At 74.2% G+C, this 20,387-nt stretch carries 17 protein-coding genes, 1 other RNA gene and 1 pseudogene; 9 read left to right on the top strand and 10 right to left on the bottom strand.

What is annotated here, in order from left to right; translation table 11 throughout:
- The 4 genes from OYE22_RS25320 to OYE22_RS25305 form a co-directional block, all read right to left on the bottom strand.
- A complete protein-coding gene (locus OYE22_RS25320; protein WP_348652244.1) occupies positions 1–1,227 on the bottom strand; it encodes a serine hydrolase domain-containing protein in 1,227 nt (408 codons plus the stop codon).
- Positions 1,152–2,693: a Bcr/CflA family multidrug efflux MFS transporter gene (locus OYE22_RS25315; RefSeq protein WP_277322543.1), complete on the bottom strand. Its 1,542-nt coding sequence runs from the start codon at positions 2,691–2,693 to the stop codon at positions 1,152–1,154. Before OYE22_RS25315 ends, OYE22_RS25320 begins: the two co-directional genes overlap by 76 nt.
- Before the next feature lie 254 nt (positions 2,694–2,947).
- Positions 2,948–3,136 carry a DUF2795 domain-containing protein gene (locus OYE22_RS25310; protein WP_277322542.1) on the bottom strand — a complete coding sequence of 63 codons (189 nt, stop codon included), beginning with the start codon at positions 3,134–3,136 and terminating at the stop codon, positions 2,948–2,950.
- A 115-nt stretch (positions 3,137–3,251) separates the two neighbouring features.
- Positions 3,252–4,892: an alkaline phosphatase D family protein gene (locus OYE22_RS25305; protein ID WP_277322541.1), complete on the bottom strand. Its 1,641-nt coding sequence runs from the start codon at positions 4,890–4,892 to the stop codon at positions 3,252–3,254.
- 336 nt (positions 4,893–5,228) lie between these two features.
- Here OYE22_RS25305 and OYE22_RS25300 point away from each other — a divergent pair, with 336 nt between their 5' ends.
- The 3 genes from OYE22_RS25300 (at position 5,229) to OYE22_RS25290 (ending at position 7,920) form a co-directional block, all read left to right on the top strand.
- Positions 5,229–6,161, top strand: coding sequence for a PhzF family phenazine biosynthesis isomerase (locus OYE22_RS25300; RefSeq protein ID WP_277322540.1), 933 nt, complete (start codon positions 5,229–5,231; stop codon positions 6,159–6,161).
- Between the two features lie 256 nt (positions 6,162–6,417).
- On the top strand, positions 6,418–7,179 hold the full coding sequence (locus OYE22_RS25295; protein WP_277322539.1) for an SDR family oxidoreductase: 762 nt from the start codon (positions 6,418–6,420) through the stop codon (positions 7,177–7,179).
- Positions 7,180–7,311: 132 nt separating this feature from the next.
- Positions 7,312–7,920, top strand: coding sequence for a hypothetical protein (locus OYE22_RS25290; RefSeq protein ID WP_277322538.1), 609 nt, complete (start codon positions 7,312–7,314; stop codon positions 7,918–7,920).
- A 4-nt stretch (positions 7,921–7,924) separates the two neighbouring features.
- Here the strand turns inward: OYE22_RS25290 and OYE22_RS25285 are convergent.
- Positions 7,925–8,817, bottom strand: a protein-coding gene (locus OYE22_RS25285; RefSeq protein ID WP_277324311.1) for an IS5 family transposase whose coding sequence is annotated in 2 segments (ribosomal slippage) — positions 7,925–8,496 and positions 8,496–8,817 — 894 coding nt in all. Because the reading frame shifts where the segments join, the coding sequence is not laid out codon by codon here.
- Here OYE22_RS25285 and OYE22_RS25280 point away from each other — a divergent pair.
- Together OYE22_RS25280 and OYE22_RS25275 are read left to right on the top strand one after the other, a co-directional pair.
- Positions 8,740–8,904: a hypothetical protein gene (locus OYE22_RS25280; RefSeq protein ID WP_277324446.1), complete on the top strand. Its 165-nt coding sequence runs from the start codon at positions 8,740–8,742 to the stop codon at positions 8,902–8,904. The genes OYE22_RS25285 and OYE22_RS25280 overlap by 78 nt on opposite strands.
- A gap of 190 nt (positions 8,905–9,094) precedes the next feature.
- Entirely contained in the window at positions 9,095–9,559 is a 465-nt protein-coding gene (locus OYE22_RS25275; protein ID WP_277322537.1) for a cupin domain-containing protein, read from the top strand.
- A gap of 77 nt (positions 9,560–9,636) precedes the next feature.
- Here OYE22_RS25275 and rnpB read toward each other — a convergent pair.
- An RNA gene (gene rnpB / locus OYE22_RS25270) (RNase P RNA component class A) lies at positions 9,637–10,064 on the bottom strand.
- Positions 10,065–10,263: 199 nt separating this feature from the next.
- On the opposite strand from rnpB, the gene OYE22_RS25265 reads away from it, so the two are divergent.
- From OYE22_RS25265 to eda, 3 genes are all read left to right on the top strand, one after another.
- Positions 10,264–11,526 carry an APC family permease gene (locus tag OYE22_RS25265; protein WP_277322536.1) on the top strand — a complete coding sequence of 421 codons (1,263 nt, stop codon included), beginning with the start codon at positions 10,264–10,266 and terminating at the stop codon, positions 11,524–11,526.
- A 155-nt stretch (positions 11,527–11,681) separates the two neighbouring features.
- Positions 11,682–12,482 (top strand): peroxide stress protein YaaA, encoded by an 801-nt coding sequence (gene yaaA / locus OYE22_RS25260; protein ID WP_277322535.1) that lies wholly within the window; start codon positions 11,682–11,684, stop codon positions 12,480–12,482.
- 161 nt (positions 12,483–12,643) lie between these two features.
- The gene (eda, locus tag OYE22_RS25255) at positions 12,644–13,255 is read left to right on the top strand and encodes a bifunctional 4-hydroxy-2-oxoglutarate aldolase/2-dehydro-3-deoxy-phosphogluconate aldolase (RefSeq protein ID WP_277324310.1); all 612 of its coding nucleotides are present in this window, start codon (positions 12,644–12,646) and stop codon (positions 13,253–13,255) included.
- Positions 13,256–13,328: 73 nt separating this feature from the next.
- Here eda and OYE22_RS25250 read toward each other — a convergent pair whose 3' ends face one another.
- From OYE22_RS25250 to OYE22_RS25235, 4 genes are all read right to left on the bottom strand, one after another.
- A complete protein-coding gene (locus tag OYE22_RS25250; RefSeq protein WP_277322534.1) occupies positions 13,329–14,567 on the bottom strand; it encodes a bifunctional RNase H/acid phosphatase in 1,239 nt (412 codons plus the stop codon).
- A gap of 5 nt (positions 14,568–14,572) precedes the next feature.
- Positions 14,573–15,316: a C4-type zinc ribbon domain-containing protein gene (locus OYE22_RS25245; protein WP_277324309.1), complete on the bottom strand. Its 744-nt coding sequence runs from the start codon at positions 15,314–15,316 to the stop codon at positions 14,573–14,575.
- Positions 15,313–16,179, bottom strand: a complete 867-nt coding sequence (locus OYE22_RS25240; protein ID WP_277322533.1) for a Nif3-like dinuclear metal center hexameric protein — start codon at positions 16,177–16,179, stop codon at positions 15,313–15,315. Before OYE22_RS25240 ends, OYE22_RS25245 begins: the two co-directional genes overlap by 4 nt.
- A 145-nt stretch (positions 16,180–16,324) precedes the next feature.
- Positions 16,325–17,377: an iron-siderophore ABC transporter substrate-binding protein gene (locus tag OYE22_RS25235; protein WP_277322532.1), complete on the bottom strand. Its 1,053-nt coding sequence runs from the start codon at positions 17,375–17,377 to the stop codon at positions 16,325–16,327.
- A 369-nt stretch (positions 17,378–17,746) separates the two neighbouring features.
- Here OYE22_RS25235 and OYE22_RS25230 point away from each other — a divergent pair.
- Positions 17,747–18,907 (top strand): annotated as a pseudogene (locus OYE22_RS25230) (hypothetical protein); the annotation flags it as partial.
- Between the last annotated feature and the right edge of the window lie 1,480 nt (positions 18,908–20,387).

Genomic DNA, 20,387 nt, shown 5'->3' with positions numbered 1-20,387 from the left:
TTAGTCCGTGCGCCCGGCCGCCCGCCGCGCGTCGAGCGCGCGGGCCAGCCGGGTGGCGGCGGCGGCCCGCGGCCCGTTGTCGGCCGGCCGGCGCCGCGGGTGCACGGTGTTGGCCAGCAGCACCAGGTAGCCGCCGGTGGCCCGGTCGAGCACCAGGCTGGTGCCCGTGAACCCGGTGTGCCCGGCCGCGCCGCGCCCCGCCAGCTCCCCCATGAACCAGGGCTGGTCCACCGCGAAGCCGAGCCCCGGCGGCGCGAGCAGCGCGGCCACCGACTCGGGCGACAGGATGCGCGCGCCCCGGTAGGCGCCGCCGGCCAGCAGGGCCCGGCACAGGATCTCCAGGTCCCCGGCCGGCGCGAAGAGCCCCGCGTGCCCGGCCACGCCGCCGAGCGCGTACGCGTTCTCGTCGTGCACGACGCCGCGCACCGGGCCCCGGTCGAGCTTGCCCCACGGCGGGCGCTGGTCCTCGGTCGCGGCGATCTCCGGCCGCCAGGACGCGGGCGGGACGAAGCGGGTACGGCGCATGCCGAGCGGCCCGGTGACCATCTCGCGGACCAGCGCGTCCAGCGGGCGCCCGGTGGCGCGCTCCAGGACCCGCTGGAGCAGCAGCATGTTCAGGTCCGAGTAGCGGTACGGGCCGCCCGGCGCGGTCAGCGGCGCCTCGCGGGCCACCGCGGCCCAGCGGGCGGCGGCCGGGTCGTCGGCGGGGCCGGCGGGCAGCGCGTACAGCGGCAGTTCGGGCCGCAGCCCCGAGGTGTGCGTGAGGAGCTGGCGCACGGTGATGCCGTGCGCCGCGGCGGCGGTCAGCTCCGGGGCGTACGCGGCGGCCGGCCGCTCCAGCGCGATGGCGCCCCGCTCGGCCGCGCCGACCGCCACCACGGCCGTGCACAGCTTGGTCAGCGAGGCGAGGTCGAAGACGGTGTCGGGGCGCATCGGCACCCGCTCCCCCACCGGCAGCTCGACGCCCCGGTCGGTCGCCTCGTCGTACGCCCCGTACCGCACCGCCCAGCCGAACGCCTCGTGGACCAGCGTGCGGTCGCCCTGCCCGGCGAGCACCACGACGCCCGCGCACCAGGGCCGCTCGCCCGCCGGCAACGCGGCCACCTCGCGCGTCAACGCCGTGAGCTGGTCCCGGTGCGCGGCCGGGCCGGTCAGTCCTTCGCCGGGCCGCCCGCCGCCGGGGGCTGGACCCGCACCGTCTCGTCGCTGTTCGTCGCGCGCTGCCATGGGCGGCACAGTCCCATGAAAGCGGCGGCGGCGGCGAACGTGCAGCCGACCTGGACCACCGTCATCGGCACCGCCGTGTCCTCGCCCGCGATGCCCACCAGCGGCGAGGCGATCGCGCCGACCAGGAACGAGGTGGTGCCCAGCAGCGCCGAGGCGGAGCCCGCGGCGTGCGGGGTGCGCATCAGGGCCTGCGCGTTGGTGTTGGGCATCACCAGCCCCATCGCGGACATCAGCACGAACAGTCCGGTGGCCATCGGCACCAGGCCCACCGTGCCGAACACGCCACAGGCCATGAGCAGCAGCGCCACCGAGGCCAGCATGATCACCGCGATGCCGACGGACAGGGCCTTGTCGAGGCTGACCCGGCCGACGAGCACCTTGCCGTTGAGCTGGCCGACCGCGACCAGGCCGATCGAGTTGAGGCCGAACAGCAGGCTGAAGGTCTGCGGCGAGGCCCCGTAGATCTCCTGGATGACGAAGGCGGAGCCGGAGACGTACGCGAAGAGCGCGGCGAAGGCGAAGCTGCCGGCCAGCGTGTAGCCGGTGAAGACGCGGTCGGCGAGCAGCCCGCGCATGGTGCGCATCGTCTCCGGGAAACCGCCGGTGTGCCGCCGCTCGGGCGGCAGCGTCTCGTCGAGGCGGCGCCAGACCACCAGGGTGAGCAGGATGCCGATCACGGTGAGGACGACGAAGACCCCACGCCAGTCGGTGAGCCGCAGCACCTGGCCACCGATCACCGGCGCGATGATCGGCGCGACGCCCGAGATCAACATCAGGGTGGAGAAGAAACGGGCCATCTCGACCCCGTCGTACAGGTCGCGCACGACCGCCCGGGCGATCACGATGCCCGCGGCGCCGGCCAGCCCCTGGAGCAGCCGGAAGGCGATGAGCAGTTCGGCATTGGGGGCGAACGCGCAGATGGCGGTGGCGATCACGTAGATCACCATGCCGATGAGCAGCGGCCGGCGGCGGCCCCAGCGGTCGCTCATCGGGCCGACGACGAGTTGGCCGAGGGCCATGCCCGCCAGGCAGGCGGTCAGCGTGAGCTGCACGGTGGCGGCCGGGCTGTGCAGGGCGTCGGTGACCTCGGGCAGCGCCGGGAGGTACATGTCCATCGACAGCGGCGGCAGCGCGGTGAGACCACCGAGGATGAGGGTGACCAGCAGGCCGGTGCGGCGCTGGGCGACCAGGTGCGGCGCGGCGGGCGCGGCGCCCGCGGCCTTGGCATCCGCCGCCTTGGCGGCCGCGGCCTTGGCGTCCGCCGTCGTGCCGTGCGGGCCGGACGAGCGCTGGCCGGGCAGGGTGGAGGCGGCGGGGTCCGGGCGCGCCGGCCGCCCGGGTATGACGGGGTCGGCGGTGGCGGCCGGGGCGTCGGCGACGCCGGCGGGGGCGTCGGGAACGGTGACGGGAGTGGAGGTCGGGGTGTGGTGGGTGGGCTCGGCCGCGCGGGGGCCGGGGTCCGTCATGCGTGACTCCATAGTCGTTTGATGGCCTAACCATGTTGTCACGAGGACGCCTCCGACCTCGCCGAATCAGCCGCTTTCCACACGTGATTCCCGGCTCAGCCGGGCCGGCCGCGCGATCGGCGACCCACCGCGCCGCCGACGCGGGCCGGGGCCGGCGCGGGACGGGAGTGCCGGGAGGCACGGGCAGGTGCCGGTGTCGCCCCACGAGGCGACACCGGCACCTGCTCTGGCCGGCCGGGTCCGGCCGGCTCCAGCTACTGCTGACCCACTTCCTTGTTGATGGCGGCGGGCGAGTCGTACTCCTTTTCCGGGAGCGACTTCAGGGCGCCCATGACGTCCTTGCTCGCACCGTGTTCCTTGGCCTGGTCGACGATCTCGCGCTTGGAGGCGGGGTAGTGCACCCCGCCCAGGCACTTCTGCATTTCGATCGGGTTGACGTCCATACCTCCAGCACACGGGCAGGCGGCCGGCACGGCCAACGGGCATCCGCCGAACGGGTGAGTCGGTCGCGGGGGCACGGGGGCGGGCCCCGCGTCCGGGGTCAGCTCGACCGGCCGGTCAGACCTGGTGCAGGCCCGGGTTGCCGGCCTCGGTGGCGTACGAGGCCACGGTCTGGATCGGGGCCCCCGGCCGGGTGATGTAGGGCACGGTCTTGTAGTCCGCGCGGGCCTGCTCGCCGTCGAGCGTGAGGGCCACGTAGCCGCGCTTGCCGTTGTAGAACTTCAGGTGCGGGTTGGCCTTCATGTACCGGTCCCAGTTGTCCGGCTTCTCCACGCCGTCCTTGCCGCTGGCGACGGACGTGGTGACGAACTCGACGCCCACGGTGCGCGAGTCGGGCTTGGCGAAGTCGCGCTTGATGTCGAACGCGTAGTGCACGTGCACGTCGCCGGTGAGGACCACCAGGTTGTCCACGCCCGCGGACTCGGCGCCGGCGAGCACCCGCTCACGGGAGGCCGGGTAGCCGTCCCAGGAGTCCATGCTCAGCTTGTAGTCCGGCTTGTCGGTGCTGCGCCGCTCGGCGAAGGTGACCTGCTGCGGGACGACGTTCCACACCGCGTTCGAGCGGCGCCAGCCGTCGATCAGCCAGCGCTCCTGCTCAGCGCCGGTCATCGTGCGCGACGGGTCGGTCGACTCGGGGCCCGGCACCTGCCAGCCGTCGCCGTACGCTTGGTCGGAGCGGTACTGGCGGGTGTCCAGGATGTCGAACTGCGCCAGCCGCCCGTACTGGAGGCGCCGGTAGAGCCGCATGTCGGGGCCGTTGGGGCGCTGCGGGGCGCGCAGCGGCTGGTTCTCCCAGTACGCGCGGTACGCGGCGGCCCGGCGGATCAGGAACTCGGCCGGCGGCACGTCGTTCTCGGGGGTGTCGTCCGCGTAGTTGTTCTCGGTCTCGTGGTCGTCCCAGGTGACGATGAAGGGGTGCGCGGCGTGCGCGGCCCTGAGGTCCGGGTCGGTCTTGTAGAGGGCGTACCGCAGCCGGTAGTCCTCCAGCTTCACGGTCTCCCGGTTGAAGACCTCCGGCAGCGTGCGGTCGGTGTAGTTGCGGGCGCCGCCGACCGAGTTCACCGCGTACTCGTAGAGGTAGTCGCCGAGGTGGAAGACGGCGTCCAGGTCCTCGTCGGCCAGGTGCCGGTAGGCCGTGAAGTAGCCGTCGTGGTACGCCTGGCAGGAGACGAGGCCGAAGCTCAGGTCGGAGACGCGGGCCTGGGCGGCGGGCGCGGTGCGGGTGCGACCGACCTCGCTGATCCACTTGCCGGTCCGGAAGCGGAAGTAGTACGTGCGGCCCGGCTCAAGCCCGGCCGGCTCGACGTGCACGGTGTGGTTGAACTCGGCGTACGCGCTGGTCGTGCCGCGCCGCACGACCCGGCGGAACCGCTCGTCGTGCGCCACCTCCCAGCGCACCTGGACCTTCTTGCGCGGCAGGCCGCCGCCGACCTCGAACGGGCGCGGGGCGAGCCGTGTCCACAGCACCACCGAGTCGGAGCGCGGGTCGCCCGAGGCGACGCCGAGGGTGAACGGGTTGTCCGCGATGCGCGCGGCATCGTAGGTGCTCGACGCGGCCTGCGCGGTGCCGGGCAGGTTGGTGGCGAAGGCGAGCGCGGCGGCCGCGCCGGTGACCGTGAGGAACCGCCGGCGTCCGAGGTGCGCGGCCGCGGCCCGTATCTCCCGCTCCACCTGGTCGTCATACGATGAGTGCGTCATCTGCCCCTCCTGGGCTCGTGTGGGTCGCAGGCGATTGGAGCGGTGACGGACGGCGGCCCGCTGACCCGTGTACGACCCACACATGTCGGGTGCGTGAGTTCCCTTCCCGTAACGGGCGTTTGCGGCATTCCGTGACGGCTCTTTGTCGCCACAGGGCAGGCGGGGCCGTCACGGACGGGCGGGGACTGTCGCCCGGGGGCGCGGGAGGCAGCCACCCCGGGGCGCGGGGCGTGCGGGGTGTCGCGGGGTACGCGCCGTCCGCTCGGGGCGCGCGGCGCGGGCGGCGCTCCGATGACGGCCCGGAATACGCCGCTGACCTGGTCAGTTGGAGGGGCCATGACGACGCGACACGATCTGGAACCCCACCCCTCCGAGCCCACGCCGGCACCGGCCGGCCAACCCGAGGTGCTGCGCTACACGGCCTTCTCGCGCGATCCACGGGGCGGCAACCCGGCCGGGGTGGTGCTCGACGCGACCGGTCTGACCGACGCGGAGCAGCTCGCCATCGCGGCCGAACTCGGCTATTCGGAGACGGCGTTCCTCACCGCGCCCCCGTCGGGTCTCGGCGGCGAGCCAGGCCGCGCGTACACGGTGCGCTTCTTCAGCCCGCTGGCCGAGGTCCCGTTCTGCGGCCACGCCACGGTGGCCGCGGCGGTGGCGCTCGCGGACCGGATCGGCCCGGGCGAGGTGCTGTTCGCCACCCGGGCCGGCACCGTCCCGGTGGCGGTGACCGAGCGGGACGGCGTCGCGTACGCCACGCTCACCAGCGTCGAGCCGAAGGTCTCCGAGATCTCCGCCGCCGATCTCGCCGAGGCCCTGGCGGCGCTCGGCTGGGCCGCGTCCGACCTCGACCCGCGGCTGCCCGCGCGCATCGCGTACGCGGGCGCGCGCCACCTGGTCATCGGCGCGGCGACCCGGGAACGGCTGGCCGACCTCGACTACGACTTCGACCGGCTCGCCACCTTCATGCGCGCCCACGACCTGACCACCCTGCAACTGGCGTGGGCGGCGCCCGGCGGCACGGCGCGGTCGGCCACCTTCCACGTGCGCGACCCGTTCCCGGTCGGCGGGGTGGTCGAGGACCCGGCCACCGGCGCGGCGGCGGCGGCCTTCGGCGCCTACACGCGCGCCCTCGGCATCACCACGGCGCCGGCCACGCTCACCCTCCACCAGGGCGAAGACCTCGGCCGGCCCGGCCTCCTTGAGGTCCGCATCACCGCCGGCGACCCACGGATCGCGGTGACGGGGGCGGCCACGCGGATTCCCTGACCCCGCGTCGGGGCGGCACCGGTGCCGGGCGGCGGTCGCCGCCCGGCACCGCGCTCACCACCGCGCTCCCACCGCCCACGGCCAGCCCCGATCCACCGGTCCCGACCCGCCCGGCCCGGCCGGTCCGCCCCGGTCCCGATCTACCTGTCCGTTTACCGCCAGCACGCCGCGACGCCACGAACGAAGCTTTCCTCAACGCCGAATTCGCCGCACGAATTCGGCGGCCAGCAGAGTATTGAGGAAAGGAATATCCGTCATGTCAACGCGACTGGAATCCAAGGTCATCGTGGTCACCGGCGGCACTTCGGGAATCGGCAGGGCGGTGGCCGAGCGCATTGCCTCCGAGGGCGCTTCGGTCGTGCTCGCGGCCCGCCGCAAGGACGTCGGCGACGAGGTGGTGGCGGGCATCCGCGCCAACGGCGGCAATGCCCTTTTCGTACCGACCGACGTCACCGTGGAATCCGACATGGCCCACCTGGTGGAAACGGCGGTACGGGAATTCGGGCGGCTGGACGGCGCGTTCAACAACGCCGGTGGCGTCAATTCCTTCGGCCCGCTCCAGGAGACGGCGACCGAGCGGTGGTCGGCCGAGTTGGAACACAACCTGACGAGCGTCTTCTTCAGCCTCAAGCACCAGCTCCCGGCGATCGTCGCGGCCGGCGGCGGCTCCGTCGTCGTCAACGCCTCCAACCTCGGCGTCGTCGGCATGCCGGGCGTCGCCCCGTACGTGGCGGCCAAGCACGGCGTGGTCGGCCTGGCCCGGGCGGCTGCGCTGGAGAACGCCGAACAGGCCGTACGGGTCAACGCGTTGATCACCGGCGGCGTCGACACCCCGCTGTTCCGCGGCACGATGGGCACCACCCCGGAGGCCGTGGCCCAGATCGCGGCCCTGCACCCGCTGGGCCGGATCTCGCAGCCCGAGGAGATCGCCGCGTTCGCCGCGTTCCTGCTCAGCGACGAGGCCAGCTTCGTGACCGGCGCCGCGCTGGCCGTCGACGGCGGGTTCACGACGCGCTGACCAACACCGCCCACGAGCCCGCGCGGGGCGGTGAGCGCTTCGGGGCTCACCGACCCGCCGGGCCGGGGGTCTTACGCGAAAGATGCTGAGCTTTCCGTCCCGGTCAACGGCTCACAGCGACATCATGGCCCCATGACTCCACTCGTCCCCGCCCAGCGGCTCGCTGACCACATTCAACGCCTCCTGGGCGAGGGGCCCTTCTCCGCGCCCGGTGGGTGGGCCCATATGGGAGCCGTCATCTGCGACGTCAGCTTCCAGGCCCGCTGCCGGTACGAGGCGACGCTCCGGCCGCGACTGCTTCGGCTCCAGGCCAACTGGCCGGACGCGGCGACGGTCCAGGGTTTCCAGCGGCGGCTCGCCGTCGAGGACCTCGCCGTGGCCATGAACTTCAACTCCCCCCGGAAGGTCGCGACGGCCCACGCCGTCACCGACCTGCTGGCCACCCACGGCGTCGACACCCGCGACGATCTCCGCGCCTGGCTCGACGACCAGAACCACCGCGCCCTGCTGCGCACGGTGCGCGGGGTGGGCGCGAAAAGCATCGACTACGTCGGCAACCTTGTCGGACGCTCCCAGGTCGCCGTCGACGTACACCTACGCGCCTTCGCTACCCAGGCCGGCCTGTCCGACCTGCGCTACGAGCAGCTACGCGCCGCGTACGAGGAAGCCGCCACGCTCCTCGGACACGATCTAAGCGGGCTCGAACACGCCGTCTGGCGGTATCAGTCAGCCGCCGCGTAGCGGGCTAGGGCCTGTCTGACAAAGGATCTTGGTTGGGTTGGCGGAGCCAGAGGATGAGTGCGGCGAGGTGGATGCCGGCCTTGTAGCGGGTGGCGAGTTTGTCGAAGCGGGTGGCGATCGCGCGGAATTGCTTGAGGCGGTTGAAGCAGCGCTCGACCACGTTGCGGGCCTTGTAAAGCTCGCGATCGAAGGCCGGCGGTCTGCCGCCGGCCTTCCCTCGCCGTAGGCGGTTGGCCTTCTGGTCCGCCCGCTCCGGGATCACTGCCCGGATGCCTCTGCCTCGCAAGGACTGGCGGATCGCCCGGGAGGAGTACGCCTTGTCCGCGATGACGGCATCGGGCCTAAGGCGCGGGCGCCCGGCGCTGGCCCGGGGCACCCTCAGCGCGTCCATGACCGTGTCGAAGACGGTGGAGTCGTTGACGTTGCCGGGCGTGAGGACAACGGCCAAGGGCAGGCCACGGCCGTCGCAGGCGAGGTGGAGCTTGGTGGTCAGCCCGCCGCGGGAGCGGCCCAGCGCCTGGCCAGCCGACGGATATGCCGGATCTTCCAGTTCGTCCCCCGCCGCCGCCCCCTTTTGCGGGCCCCGGCGGCGTGCTGATGCGCCCGGTTGATCGTGGAGTCGACCGACACCACCCACTCCACGGCTCCGATGGAGTCGTCACGGACCTGGACCTGCTCGAGCAGGCGAGCCCAGGTACCGTCCGCCTCCCAGCGAGCGAACCGCTCATAGACCGTCTGCCACGGTCCATAGCGTTCGGGCAGGTCACGCCACGGAGCACCGGTCCGCAACCGCCACAACACCCCGTTGATCACCTGCCGATGATCCCGCCACGGCCGACCACGACCATCAACACCCGGCAGCAGCGGGACTACCCGCTCCCACGCCGCATCCGTCAGCTCTCCACGACCCACCACAAGACCAATTATCAGACAGGCCCTAAAGGCCAGCTCCCGTCACACGACGCGACCCGTGGTCGCGACTGACGTCCGGATACGGCGACGGGGGGCTTCCACAGCCGCCGTCTCCCCCTGGCCGGACGCCCCGGCGCGGCATCCATCCGCCCCGCGCCAGCGGGCCCGCGTTGCCGGAACAGCAACGATAATTGCTCACTTGGGGAAGGGAGTCGCAGCCTGGTTCCGGCCGAGACGACCACCACACCCGAGAGGCCGCACCATGACGACGCCCCCGCAAGACGCCGCCCCCGCACCCGCCTCCGAGGCGCACACCCCACCCGACGCCCCGCTCAACGATCGCGTCCACCGCGTCGGAAGTGGCGAACTGGACGGCTACGCCGCCATCAGCGGCGGCACGGTCGGCTCGAAGCGGCTCTGGATGGGCCTGGTCGAGAACCCGCCGCTGAGCGCGACGGACAACCACCACCACGGCGACTCCGAGGCGGGCATCTACGTGGTCAGCGGCCACCCCGTGTTCGTCTACCACGACGGCACCCGGGAGGTACGCCTGGAGGGCCACCCCGGCGACTTCTTCCTCGTCCCGCCGTTCGTCCCGCACCGCGAGGAGAACCCGGACCCGAACGAGCCCGCGGTCGTCGTCATCGCCCGGACCACGCAGGAACCGATCAAGGTCTCGGTTCCGGAGCTGTACCGCCTGGAGGCACCGGGCACGCCGGCACGCTAGCTGGCACCACGGGGCTCCGCTGCCCACCGAAACGGCCCCTGACCAGCGCGTGCGCTGGTCAGGGGACGTTTGAGCGACGGACGAGTGCGGCCATATACGCCGGGTTCTGTCTCCCCGTGGCCTTGCGGCGCGCGGGGGAGGCGGCCATCCATCTAGGGCTGCCGTTGCCGACAACCTCGTGCGGTCTACCCGCGAACTCGGGCGGGCAGCCCTCAGGCGTTCGCGCAGAACCGCCAGTCGGCGGTTCCTCTTGACCTTGCTCCGGGTGGGGTTTACCTAGCCGTCCGGGTCACCCCGGACGCTGGTGGTCTCTTACACCACCGTTTCACCCTTACCGAGCGCCTGACGGCCCTCGGCGGTCTGTTTTCTGTGGCACTGTCCCGCGGGTCACCCCGGGTGGGCGTTACCCACCACCCTGCCGTGTGGAGCCCGGACGTTCCTCGGCGGGTAGCCTCCGCACTCCGAGGAATGTGGTGCCACCCGACGCGACCGCCCAGCCGACTCGTCCGTCGTGCCCACCATGCTACCCGCCGGTCGTCGCGCGGCCGGCGCCGGCCGGGCCCGCGGCGGGGCGGGCCGGCGCCGGTGCCCTGGGCCGAAGGGGGTTCGGGCGGGCCCGGGCCGGTGGCCAGGGCGGGGGGCGTGGAGTGTCCGGAAGCTGGCGGCCATGGCGTCACGGCGCGGCGGGCGACACAATCAGCCGTATGACGACCGACGCTGGGCTCCGCCGTGAGCTGGGCACCTTCGACGCGGTGATGACCGGGCTCGGGGCCATGATCGGCGCCGGCGTCTTCGCCGCCTTCGCGCCCGCCGCCGACGCCGCGGGCTCCGGGCTGCTGCTCGCCCTCGGCCTGGCCGCGATCGTGGCGTACTGCAACGCCACCTCGTCGGCCCGGCTCGCCGCCCGCTACCCGGCCTCCGGCGGCACCTACGTCTACGGGCGGGAGCGCCTCGGTCCGTTCTGGGGGCACCTGGCCGGGTGGGGTTTCGTGGTCGGCAAGACCGCCTCGTGCGCGGCGATGGCCCTGGTGGTGGGCTCCTACGCGTGGCCGGAGCACGAGCGGGCGGTGGCGGTCGCCGCCGTCGTGGCGCTGACGGTGGTCAACTGCCTCGGGGTGCGCAAGGCCGTCTGGCTCACCTGGACGATCGTCGCGGCGGTGCTCCTGGTGCTGACCGCCGTCTGCGTGGCCGCGTGGGGCGCGGAGGGCACCCGGGCCCCGTGGGCGGCGGACGCGACGGCCCCGGACGTGACGGTGGGCGGGGTGCTCCAGGCGGCGGGTCTGCTGTTCTTCGCGTTCGCCGGGTACGCCAGGATCGCCACCCTCGGCGAGGAGGTGCGCGATCCGGCGCGTACCATCCCGCGGGCCGTCCCGCTGGCGCTCGGCATCGTCCTGGTGGTGTACGCGGCGGTCGGCTCCGCCGCGCTGGCCGTGCTCGGGCCGGGCGCCCTGGCCGAGGCGAGCGCGCCGCTCACCGACGTGGTGCGCGCGGCGGACGCGGGGTGGCTGTCCCCCTTCGTACGGACCGGTGCGGCGCTCGCCGCGCTCGGCTCGCTGCTGGCGCTGATCCTCGGCGTCTCCCGTACCACCCTGGCCATGGCGCGCGACCGGCATCTGCCGGGGGCGCTGACGGCGGTGCACGCGCGTACGGCGGCCCCGTACCGGGCGGAGATCGCGGTCGGGGCGGTGGTGGCCGTGGTGGCGGCGACGGCGGACCTGCGCGGGGCGATCGGCTTCTCCTCCTTCGGCGTGCTCGCCTACTACGCGATCGCCAACGCCAGCGCCTGGACGCTGACCCCGGACGAGTCCCGGCCGCCCCGCGCGGTGCCCGTCGTCGGCCTCGCCGGCTGCGTCGCGCTCGCCTTCGCCCTGCCGCTGACCTCGGTCCTGGTGGGTGTCGGCGTGCTGGCGGTGGGGGCGCTCTCGTACGGGGTGCGCGGCCGCTGGGTCGGCGCGGGGCGGAGCTGACGGCCGGGCCCGGTACGCGCGGTTTCGTCGCATCGGCGCGGCCGGCATAGGCTGCGGCGGGGCCGCCTGCCGGTCGCCGTTCCGGACCCGGCGTCCCGACGCGGCCCCGACACACCGCGTCCCCCGCGTCGTCGGTCCGGATGAGGAGAACCACCGTGCTCGTACTGTTGCCGCCGTCCGAGGGGAAGGCCCCCAGCGGGTCGGGTGCCGCCCTGAAGCTGGAGGGGCTGTCGCTGCCGGAGCTCGGGGCGGCGCGGTCCGCCGTCCTGGACGAGCTGGTGGCGTTGTGTACGGGGGGCGACGAGGACAAGGCCGCGCAGGTGCTCGGCCTCAGCGCGGGGTTGCGCGGCGAGATCGCCAAGAACGCGGAGCTGCGTACCGCCGGGACCAGGCCGGCCGGCCAGATCTACACGGGCGTCCTGTACGACGCGCTCGACCTGGCCACCTTCGACGCCGCGGCCCGGCGCCGCGCGGCCCGCTCGCTGCTGGTCTTCTCCGGGCTGTGGGGCGCCGTGCGGATCGGCGACCGCATCCCCTCCTACCGCTGCTCGATGGGGGTCAAGCTGCCGGGCCTCGGCGCGCTCGGCGCCCACTGGCGCGGCCCGATGAGCGAGGCACTGCCCGCGGCGGCGGGCCAGGGGCTGGTGCTCGACCTGCGCTCGGCGGCGTACGCGACGGCGTGGAAGCCGGCGGGCGAGATCGCCGAGCGCACGGCGACGGTGCGCGTGCTGCAGTCGAAGGTGGTCGCCGGCGTGGAGAAGCGGACGGTGGTCAGCCACTTCAACAAGGCGACCAAGGGCCGCATGGTGCGCGACCTGCTGACGGCGGGCAGCGCGCCGCGCGGGCCCCGGGAACTGGTCGAGGCGCTGCGCGAACTCGGCTACACCGTGGAGGCCACGCCGCCGGCGCGACGGGGCGCCACCTGGGCGCTGGACGTGATCGTGACGGAGCTCTGAGGTAGCCCACCAGGGTGCGCGTTGCACTGTTCGCAACAGGCATTGCGGATAGTGCCGTACGGGCGGAGGATGGCCGCGTGACTGGTGCTGCTTCCTCCTCTGCCACCGCGGCTTCCGCCGCTCCCTCCCCCACCACCGGCGCCGGCTCGCCGGGCTCGGTCCTGGGCCTCGCGCCCGTGATCCCGGTGGTCGTCATCGACGACGCGGCCGACGCCGTACCGCTCGCGCGGGCCCTGGTGGCGGGCGGGCTGTCGGCGATCGAGGTGACGCTGCGCACGCCGGCGGCGCCCGAGGCGATCCGGGCCATCGCCGCCGAGGTGCCGGACGCCGTGGTCGGCGCGGGCACCGTGCTCACCCCGCAGGACGTGCGGGCCTCGGTGGCGGCCGGCGCGCGGTTCCTGGTCAGCCCGGGTTGGACCGAGCGGCTGCTCGGCGCGCTCCAGGGCTCGGGGCTGCCGTTCCTGCCCGGTGTCTCCTCCGCCTCGGAGGTGCTGGCACTGCTGGAGCACGGGGTGCACGAGATGAAGTTCTTCCCGGCGGAGGCGGCCGGCGGCGCCGGCTACCTGCGCGCGCTGTCCGCCCCGCTGCCGCAGGCGCGCTTCTGCCCCACCGGCGGCATCGGCCTCGCCTCGGCGCCGGCGTACCTGGCCCTGCCCAACGTGGCCTGTGTGGGCGGCAGTTGGATGCTGCCATCGGACGCGCTGCGGGCCCGGGACTGGTCGCGCGTCGAGCACCTGGCTCGCGAGGCGGCGGCGCTGGCCCCGGCCGCGTAGCTCCCTGGCGCGGGCCCGGAGGCCGGCCGGCCGAACGCGTGACGCCGGGCCGGTCAGCGCGGGGGGGTGTCGTTCAGCGCAGGTGTGAGGTGTCGTTCAGCAGGCGCAGCGAGGCGTTGCCGTCGCCGAAGTACGCCACGGCCGACAGCGAGGCCGCCGAGAGTTCCATCCGGAACAGGGACTCCGGCGGGGCCCCCAGTGCGAGCCGGACCAGCGTCTTGATCGGCGTGACGTGCGTGACCACCAGGACCGTGCGGCCCGGGTGCCGTCCGATGAGCGCGTCGCGGGCCTCCGCCACCCGGTGGGCGACCGCCGCGAAGCTCTCGCCGCCGCCGGTCGGGGCGGCCTTGGTCGAGCCCAGCCAGGTGGTGAGGTCGGCCGGGTACCGCTCGCGCACCTCGGCGAAGGTCAGCCCCTCCCACGCGCCGAAGTCCGTCTCCCGCAGCCCCGCGTCCACCTGGACATCGAGGCCGAGCCGGTCCGCCACCGCCCGCGCCGTCTGCCGGCAGCGCCGCAGCGGTGAGGTGACGACGGCCTCGACGGTGCCCCGGGCGGCGAGCGCCGCCGCGGCGTGCTCGGCCTGCCGAAGCCCCACGGGCGACAGTTCGGGGTCGGACCCGGTGCTGCCGGAGAACCGCTTCTGCGGGGTGAGCGCGGTCTCGCCGTGCCGCAGCAGTACGAGGGTGGTCGGCGGGCCCAGGTCGGGGGCGGGGCTCCAGCCCATGGTCGGGGCCGCCGGCCGGACCTCGGTGGCGCCGGCCGCCTCCGCTGAGGCGCTCGCGCCGAAGTCGGCGTCCGGGCCCACGCCCGCCCCAGTGCCGGTGCCGATGCTGGTGTCGGTGCCCGGCGGGCTCGCCGGGCCGGCCGCCGGCAGGGCCGTGGCCGGGCGCCAGGGCTCGCCCCGCCCGCCCGCGTCCATCGCCTCGTTGGCCAGCCGGTCCGCGTGCTTGTTCTGCTCGCGCGGCACCCAGGCGTAGCTGACCTGGCCGGCCGGGAAGATCGCCGCCGCCTCGGTGGCCAGCGGGCGCATGTCGGGGTGCTTGATCTTCCAGCGGCCCGACATCTGCTCCACCACGAGCTTGGAGTCCATCCGGACCAGCACGTGCGCCGCCGGGTCGAGGGCGTACGCCGCGCGCAGGCCGGCGATCAGCCCCTGGTACTCGGCCACGTTGTTGGTGGCCGTACCGATGAACTCCGCGGCCTCGGCGAGGGGTTGGCCCGTCTCCTGGTCGAAGACGACGGCGCCGTAGCCGGCGGGCCCCGGGTTGCCCCGGGACCCGCCGTCCGCCTCCACCACGAAGCGGTGCGGCATTCGGCTCAGAGCCCCGACTCGGGCGTGCGGACCAGGATGCGGCGGCAGTTCTCGCACCGCACGACCTCGTCCGGCTTCGCCGCCTTGACCTCGTTGATCTCGGTGATGTTCAGCTCCAGGCGGCAGCCCTCGCAGCGGCGCTGGTAGAGCCGGGCCGCGCCGACGCCGCCCTGCTGGGTGCGCAGCTTCTCGTACAGCTTGAGCAGGTCGGCCGGGATGGAGCCGGCGACCACCTCGCGCTCCTTGGTGGCCGTCGCGATCTCGGCGTCGAGGCTCTCGGTGGCGGCGTCCCGGCGCGCGGTGGCGTCCACGACCTTGGCCTCGACGGCGGCGACCTGCTCGGTGAGTTCGGCGGCCCTGGCCTGGGCGGACTCGCGACGCTCCATGATCTCCAGGACCACGTCCTCCAGGGTGCCCTGGCGCCTGGCCAGCGAGGCGATCTCGCTCTGCAGGTTCTCCAGGTCCTTGGGCGAGGTCACGGCGCCGGAGTCGAGGCGCTTCTGGTCGCGGGCGGCGCGCTGGCGGACCTGGTCCACGTCCTGCTCCGCCTTGGTCTGTTCGCGGGCGGTGTCGCTCTCCTCGGTCTGCGCGGCGACGAGCAGGTCGCGCAGTTGCGTCAGGTCGGCGTTGAGGGTCTCGATCTCGGCGTGCTCGGGCAGGCTCGCGCGCTTGTGGGCGAGCTGGGAGAGCCGTACGTCGAGCGCCTGGACGTCGAGGAGGCGGATCTGGTCGGCGGGCGCGGCGTTCAGTTCGGGGCTCCAGAGGGCTGAGTCGTGTGGGCTTGGGGTGTGGCGGACGCGTGCGCGGTCCACGGGTCGGTGACCGTGTGCGAGATGTGCGTACGCAGGCCCCACGCGTTCCGGTCGGAAATCTCGTCGAGCTGGGCCGCGGCCTGCTCGACCCAGGGCCATTCGGTGGCCCAGTGCGCGGCGTCCACCAGGGCCAGCGGGCCGGTCTCCCGGGCCTCGGAGGCCGGGTGGTGGCGCAGGTCGGCGGTGACGTAGGCGTCCACGCCGGCGGCCCGCACGGCGTCGAAGAGGCTGTCGCCCGAGCCGCCGCAGACCGCGACGGTGCGCACGGTGGCCTCCGGGTCGCCGGCGACCCGCACGCCCTGCGCGGTGCGCGGCAGCCGCGCCGCGACCCGCTCGCCGAAGGCGGCCAGGCTCAGCGGTACGTCCAGCTCGCAGATCCGGCCGAGGCCGCGGCGGCCCGCCGGGTCGCTCGGGTCGGGCACGAGCGGCGCGGTGACGCGCAGGTCGAGCGCCCCGGCGAGGGCGTCGGAGACGCCGGGGTCGGCGCGGTCGGCGTTGGTGTGCGCCACGTGCAACGCGACGTCGTGCTTGATCAGGGTGTGCACCACGCGGCCCTTGAACGTGGAGGCCGCGACGGAGGTCGTGCCGCGCAGGTAGAGCGGGTGGTGCGTGACGAGCAGGTCGGCGCCGATCCGTACGGCCTCGTCGGCGACGGCCTGCACGGGGTCGACGGCGAACAGGACGCGGGTGACGGGCTGGTCCGGGTCTCCACAGACCGTGCCGACGGCGTCCCACTCCTCGGCCCGCTGCGGGGGCCAGAGGGCGTCGAGCGCGGTGAGAACTTCAGCGAGTGCGGGCACGGGTCAGAGGTTACCTGCCCGCCCCGCCCCCACGCCCCTGAGCTGTGGCACCCCGCCCCCGACCGGCCGCCGGCACGGGCGGAGCGGCGGGGCCGGGCGGCCGACACCGTTGCCATACGGGGCGGCGGGACGGGGTGGGCGGGCGTTACGGCGCCAGGTAGCCGCGCAGGTCGTTCAGGACGCTGCGGGCCGCGGTGACGCCGAGGCCCAGGTACCAGGTCTCGTCCGGCACGTCCTTGGCCTGCCCGGCCCGCACCGCGCCCAGCTTCTTCCACAGCGGGTTGTCCTCGGCGCGGTCGCGCTTGGTGGTCTTCGGGTCGCCGTAGACGCCGGTGAAGATCCAGTCGGCGTCCGCCTCGTCGATACGCTCCGGGCTGATCTCCGTGGCCAGGTCGTTGACCTGCTGGTTCTTCGGGCGAGGCAGGCCCACGTCGGCCAGGATGGTGCCGATGAAGGACGCCTTGGCGTAGAGCCGGGTGAACTGCGGCATGTAGCGGAGCATGGTGACGGTCGGCTTGTCAGGGCCGATGTCGGCGCCGAGCTTCTTGGCCGCCGCCTCGTACGCGGCCAACTCCTTGCGCGCCGCCTCGGTCTTGTCCAGGGCCGCCGCGTTGAGGAGGTAGTTCTCCTTCCAGGTGAAGCCGGGGCGGATGGAGAAGACGGTCGGGGCGATCTGCGCGAGCTTCTTGTACTGGCCCTCGGCGCGCAGCTTGCTGCCCAGGATGAGGTCGGGGCGCAGGGCGTGGATGGCCTCCAGGTTGAGGCTGTTGATGGTGCCGACGCTCTTCGGGTTCCCCGCGGCCTTCTTCAGGTAGTCGGGGATGCCGTCGTCGCCCTCGGACGGGGCGTAGCCGACCGGCCGTATGCCGAGCGAGACGACGTTGTCCAGCTCGCCGACGTCGAGCACGACCACGCGCTGAGGCGCGGCCTTGATCTCCGTCTTGCCCATGGCGTGCGTGACGGTGCGCGGGAACTCGCCGGGCCGCGCGTCGGTGCCCATCCGCGCGGTCTCCTCGGCGGCCTTGCCGAAGTCCTTGCCGCCCTGCGCGACGGACTTCGAGCCGCCGCCCGAGCCGCCGCCGTCGTCGTCCGAGGCGCCACAGGCCGACAGGGCGAGCGTGCCGGCGAGGGTGAGGGAGACGGCGGCGAGGGCGCGCCGCCTGAGGGCGGGCACCGTGGCGCGACGGCGTGGGGGCATGACGTGCTCCTGCTCTACGAGGGTTTCGCGGGGCCCCACGGGGCCGTGGCGCCGCGCGGGGCGAACCGCGGCGGCGTGCCGGTCTCCAGGTGAGGCGACCCTTACCTTAAGCCGCCCCGCGAGTCCCCCTTGAGCCGCGTCCCTCGCCGCCCCGTCCCCCGCCCGGGGCGATCGCCGGGTGGGTCTGGGCCAGCACGGCGCTCCGTTGGCGGCCACGCCGCGCCGGCCGTCCAGCCGGGTCCAAGCACACCAACCACGCACATGCCGGAAATCCGAGTGCTAGCCACCCTTTCGCGTGAAGTAGCGCACCGGTCGCCGCTCCCCACGGGGTCGACAAAACTACGTTCAGGCACTGGAGGTGACCGTTCCATGACGGCCTGTGCCATCGAGACCGCTCCCCAGACTGACCGCACCACGCGTTCCACCCACCCCGAGACCGCCCCGGGGCCCGCCCCCGGCGACGGCGGACGGGGCCCGGGCGACGCCGTACGGGGCCCGGCCGAGCACACCACCGCAGCCACCGCGGCGCAGCCCGGCCCGGCCGCCCTCACGCTCGCGGCCGACGGTTCGTACGCGGCCCGGCTCGCGGTCTGCCGCGCGACCGGTGAGTGGTTCCCGGAGCGCTGGACGCTGAGCGGTCCCGAGCCGTACGCGGTGCCGCTGCCGGCGCGACAGCCGGAGGAGCCGGAGAGCGAGGTGTCGCCGCTGGCGGACGGGCGCGTGCTGATCCGCCGTCAGGTCGCCGAGCGGCACGCGCTCTCGCTGCTCTACCCCGCCGGCCCCGGCACCGGCGAACTCCCGCTCGGCTTCATCGAGTGCGACGAACTGTCGCTGCTGCCACCGGCGCCCTGCGGCACCCTGGCGTACGCGCTGGCGCCCGGCGAGCACTCCACGCACGTGTGGCTGGTGCACGGCGGCTCGTTCGGGCCCGAGCACGTCGCGGAGGTGCCCGGGCGGTGCACGGGGGGAAGCTGGCTGGACCGCTCCGGGCGGCTGCTCGCCCTCGACCGCGAGTGGAACGGCCGGGTCAAGTCCGTCGTCGTGGACCTGCGACGGGGCGGCGAGACCACGCCGCTGCTCCAGATCGCCGAGGACAGCGACGACCGGCTCGTACTGGCCGATCCGGACAGCGGCCTGCTGCTCGTGCGGTCCAACGCGCCGGGCCGGGAGCGGCTCGGCTGGGGCGTGCTCGGCAGCACGCTGCCGGTGCGCTTCCCCGACTGCCTCGATCCGCGCCCCACCGACCCGCGCACCGGCGGCACGGCGCACCCGGCGGTCACGCTGGCGCCGTTCGCGGCGCAGCCGGGCCAGACGCTGACGCCGGAGAACTGCGCGGTGGCGTTCCGGCTGACGCCGGCGCACCCGGGCGGCGGCGCGAGTTGGGTCGCCGTGTGGCGCCCGGCGGACCGTCGGCTGCGGCACCTGTCCGCGCCGTCCGGCTGGCTGCCGGGCGCGGGCCTGTGGACCCGGGACGGCGAGTTGCGCCTGCCGTACGCCACCACGCAGACGGCCTGCGGCCTGGCCCGGCTGCGCGCGGCCGACCTCGCCCCGCAGCCCCCGGCCAGGCGACGGACGCAGGCCGGGCCCACGCAAGCCCAGCTCGCGCAGGCCGGGCCCGTCGGCCGTGGCGTACGCGACGGCGTGGGGCAGGCGCGCGCGGGTGGCACAGTGCGCGCGCCGGGCGCCGGCCGGTCCAGGGCGCCGGGCCACTCCCTGGCCCCGTACGAGCCGGCCCGTTTCCGCGCGCCGCTGCCCGCCTACGAGGCGCCGCCGCCCATGCACGAGCGGTGCGCCGAGCAGCCCGCGCACCCCGCCGCCCCGCGCGCGGGCCGGACGCTCCCGCTCGACGCCTCGCGGCCCTGGCAGCACGAGGGGCCCGGCCCGCACGACGAGAGCCAGCACCACGCGGGCCCACACAGCGTGGGCTCACACAGCGTGGACCAGCACTATGGGCGCCCGCACCACGTGAGCCCGTACGACGAGAGCCGGCACCGCGCGAGCGCGTACGAAGCGCCGGCCGCCTGGGGGCCCGCCGCCGATCCGCGCCGTGCGGCGGCCGCGCCCCGCCCCGTGCCGCTCCAGCAGGCACCGCTGGAGCGGCCGGCGTAGGGGGCGCCGGCGAACGGTTCGTCGGTGTCGCGTGGGCGCCGGTGGTCGATTCCGCTCGACCGGCCGGCGCCTCGCGTCAACTCCCGGGCCGCACAACGCATTGCATCTCCCGCTATATCCGTCCCAGCGGAGCAAAGCGGGAGCGTCTGCGAAATCGCGTGTGAATACGCACCGTTCGGCGCGCTCTTATCCGCGCCGAAGACGGCGACCAAGTCGGTGACTAAAGGGCGACAAAATCAGGCCCCTTATGCGGTCGGCGCGTGATCCACGGGCTGGTTAGACTTGAGTGGGGGCTACGCAAGCCGTAGGCGGGGCATGTTTTCGTGCGCCGAACGGCCTGTCGTTGGTGGCGTGTTGACGCTGGTCACAGCTCGCGTGCACGGGCAGTGACCCCCCGCGCGCACGACATTAGCGATATTTCACGGAGTGACTTCCCTCATGGCCAATGCCCGAATGGATTCCCCCGATACTCGTCAATGGGGATCGCCCGCGTCGCAGCGGGGCGATGCCGCGTCCACCGAGGCCGCTGGCGCCGGTAAGCACCGCGGCCCGGCCGCCGCCGAAAGCGGCCAGGAACAGGCGCACGGCAAGCACCGACGCCCCGCGGGCCAATAGGCGACACCCACCACGCGCGGAGAAAGCACCGCCGGGCGGTCGGGGCGAGCGGGACGCGGCGAGGGGGCACTCGACGGTCACGTGCGGGACACCCCGCCACCGGCCCTCCCCCTCTCCTCCCGCCCCTCCCCACACCCGTGACATTTGTCCCGGTGAGCCGCTGACATTTACATCTGCCCAGCTCAGCGGCCGATTTCGTAGCGTCTAAGGCATGACGCAGCCAGCCCGCACGGGCCCTCACGCGCCGGCCACGCCCGGCGCCGCCGGCCCGGCCACCTCAGCAAGC

The organism is Streptomyces sp. 71268, assembly GCF_029392895.1.
In the GTDB taxonomy this organism is placed as follows: Bacteria; Actinomycetota; Actinomycetes; order Streptomycetales; family Streptomycetaceae; genus Streptomyces.
The sequence above is the reverse complement of the archived record's forward strand: the minus strand, read 5'-3'. Positions and strand labels throughout refer to the sequence as shown.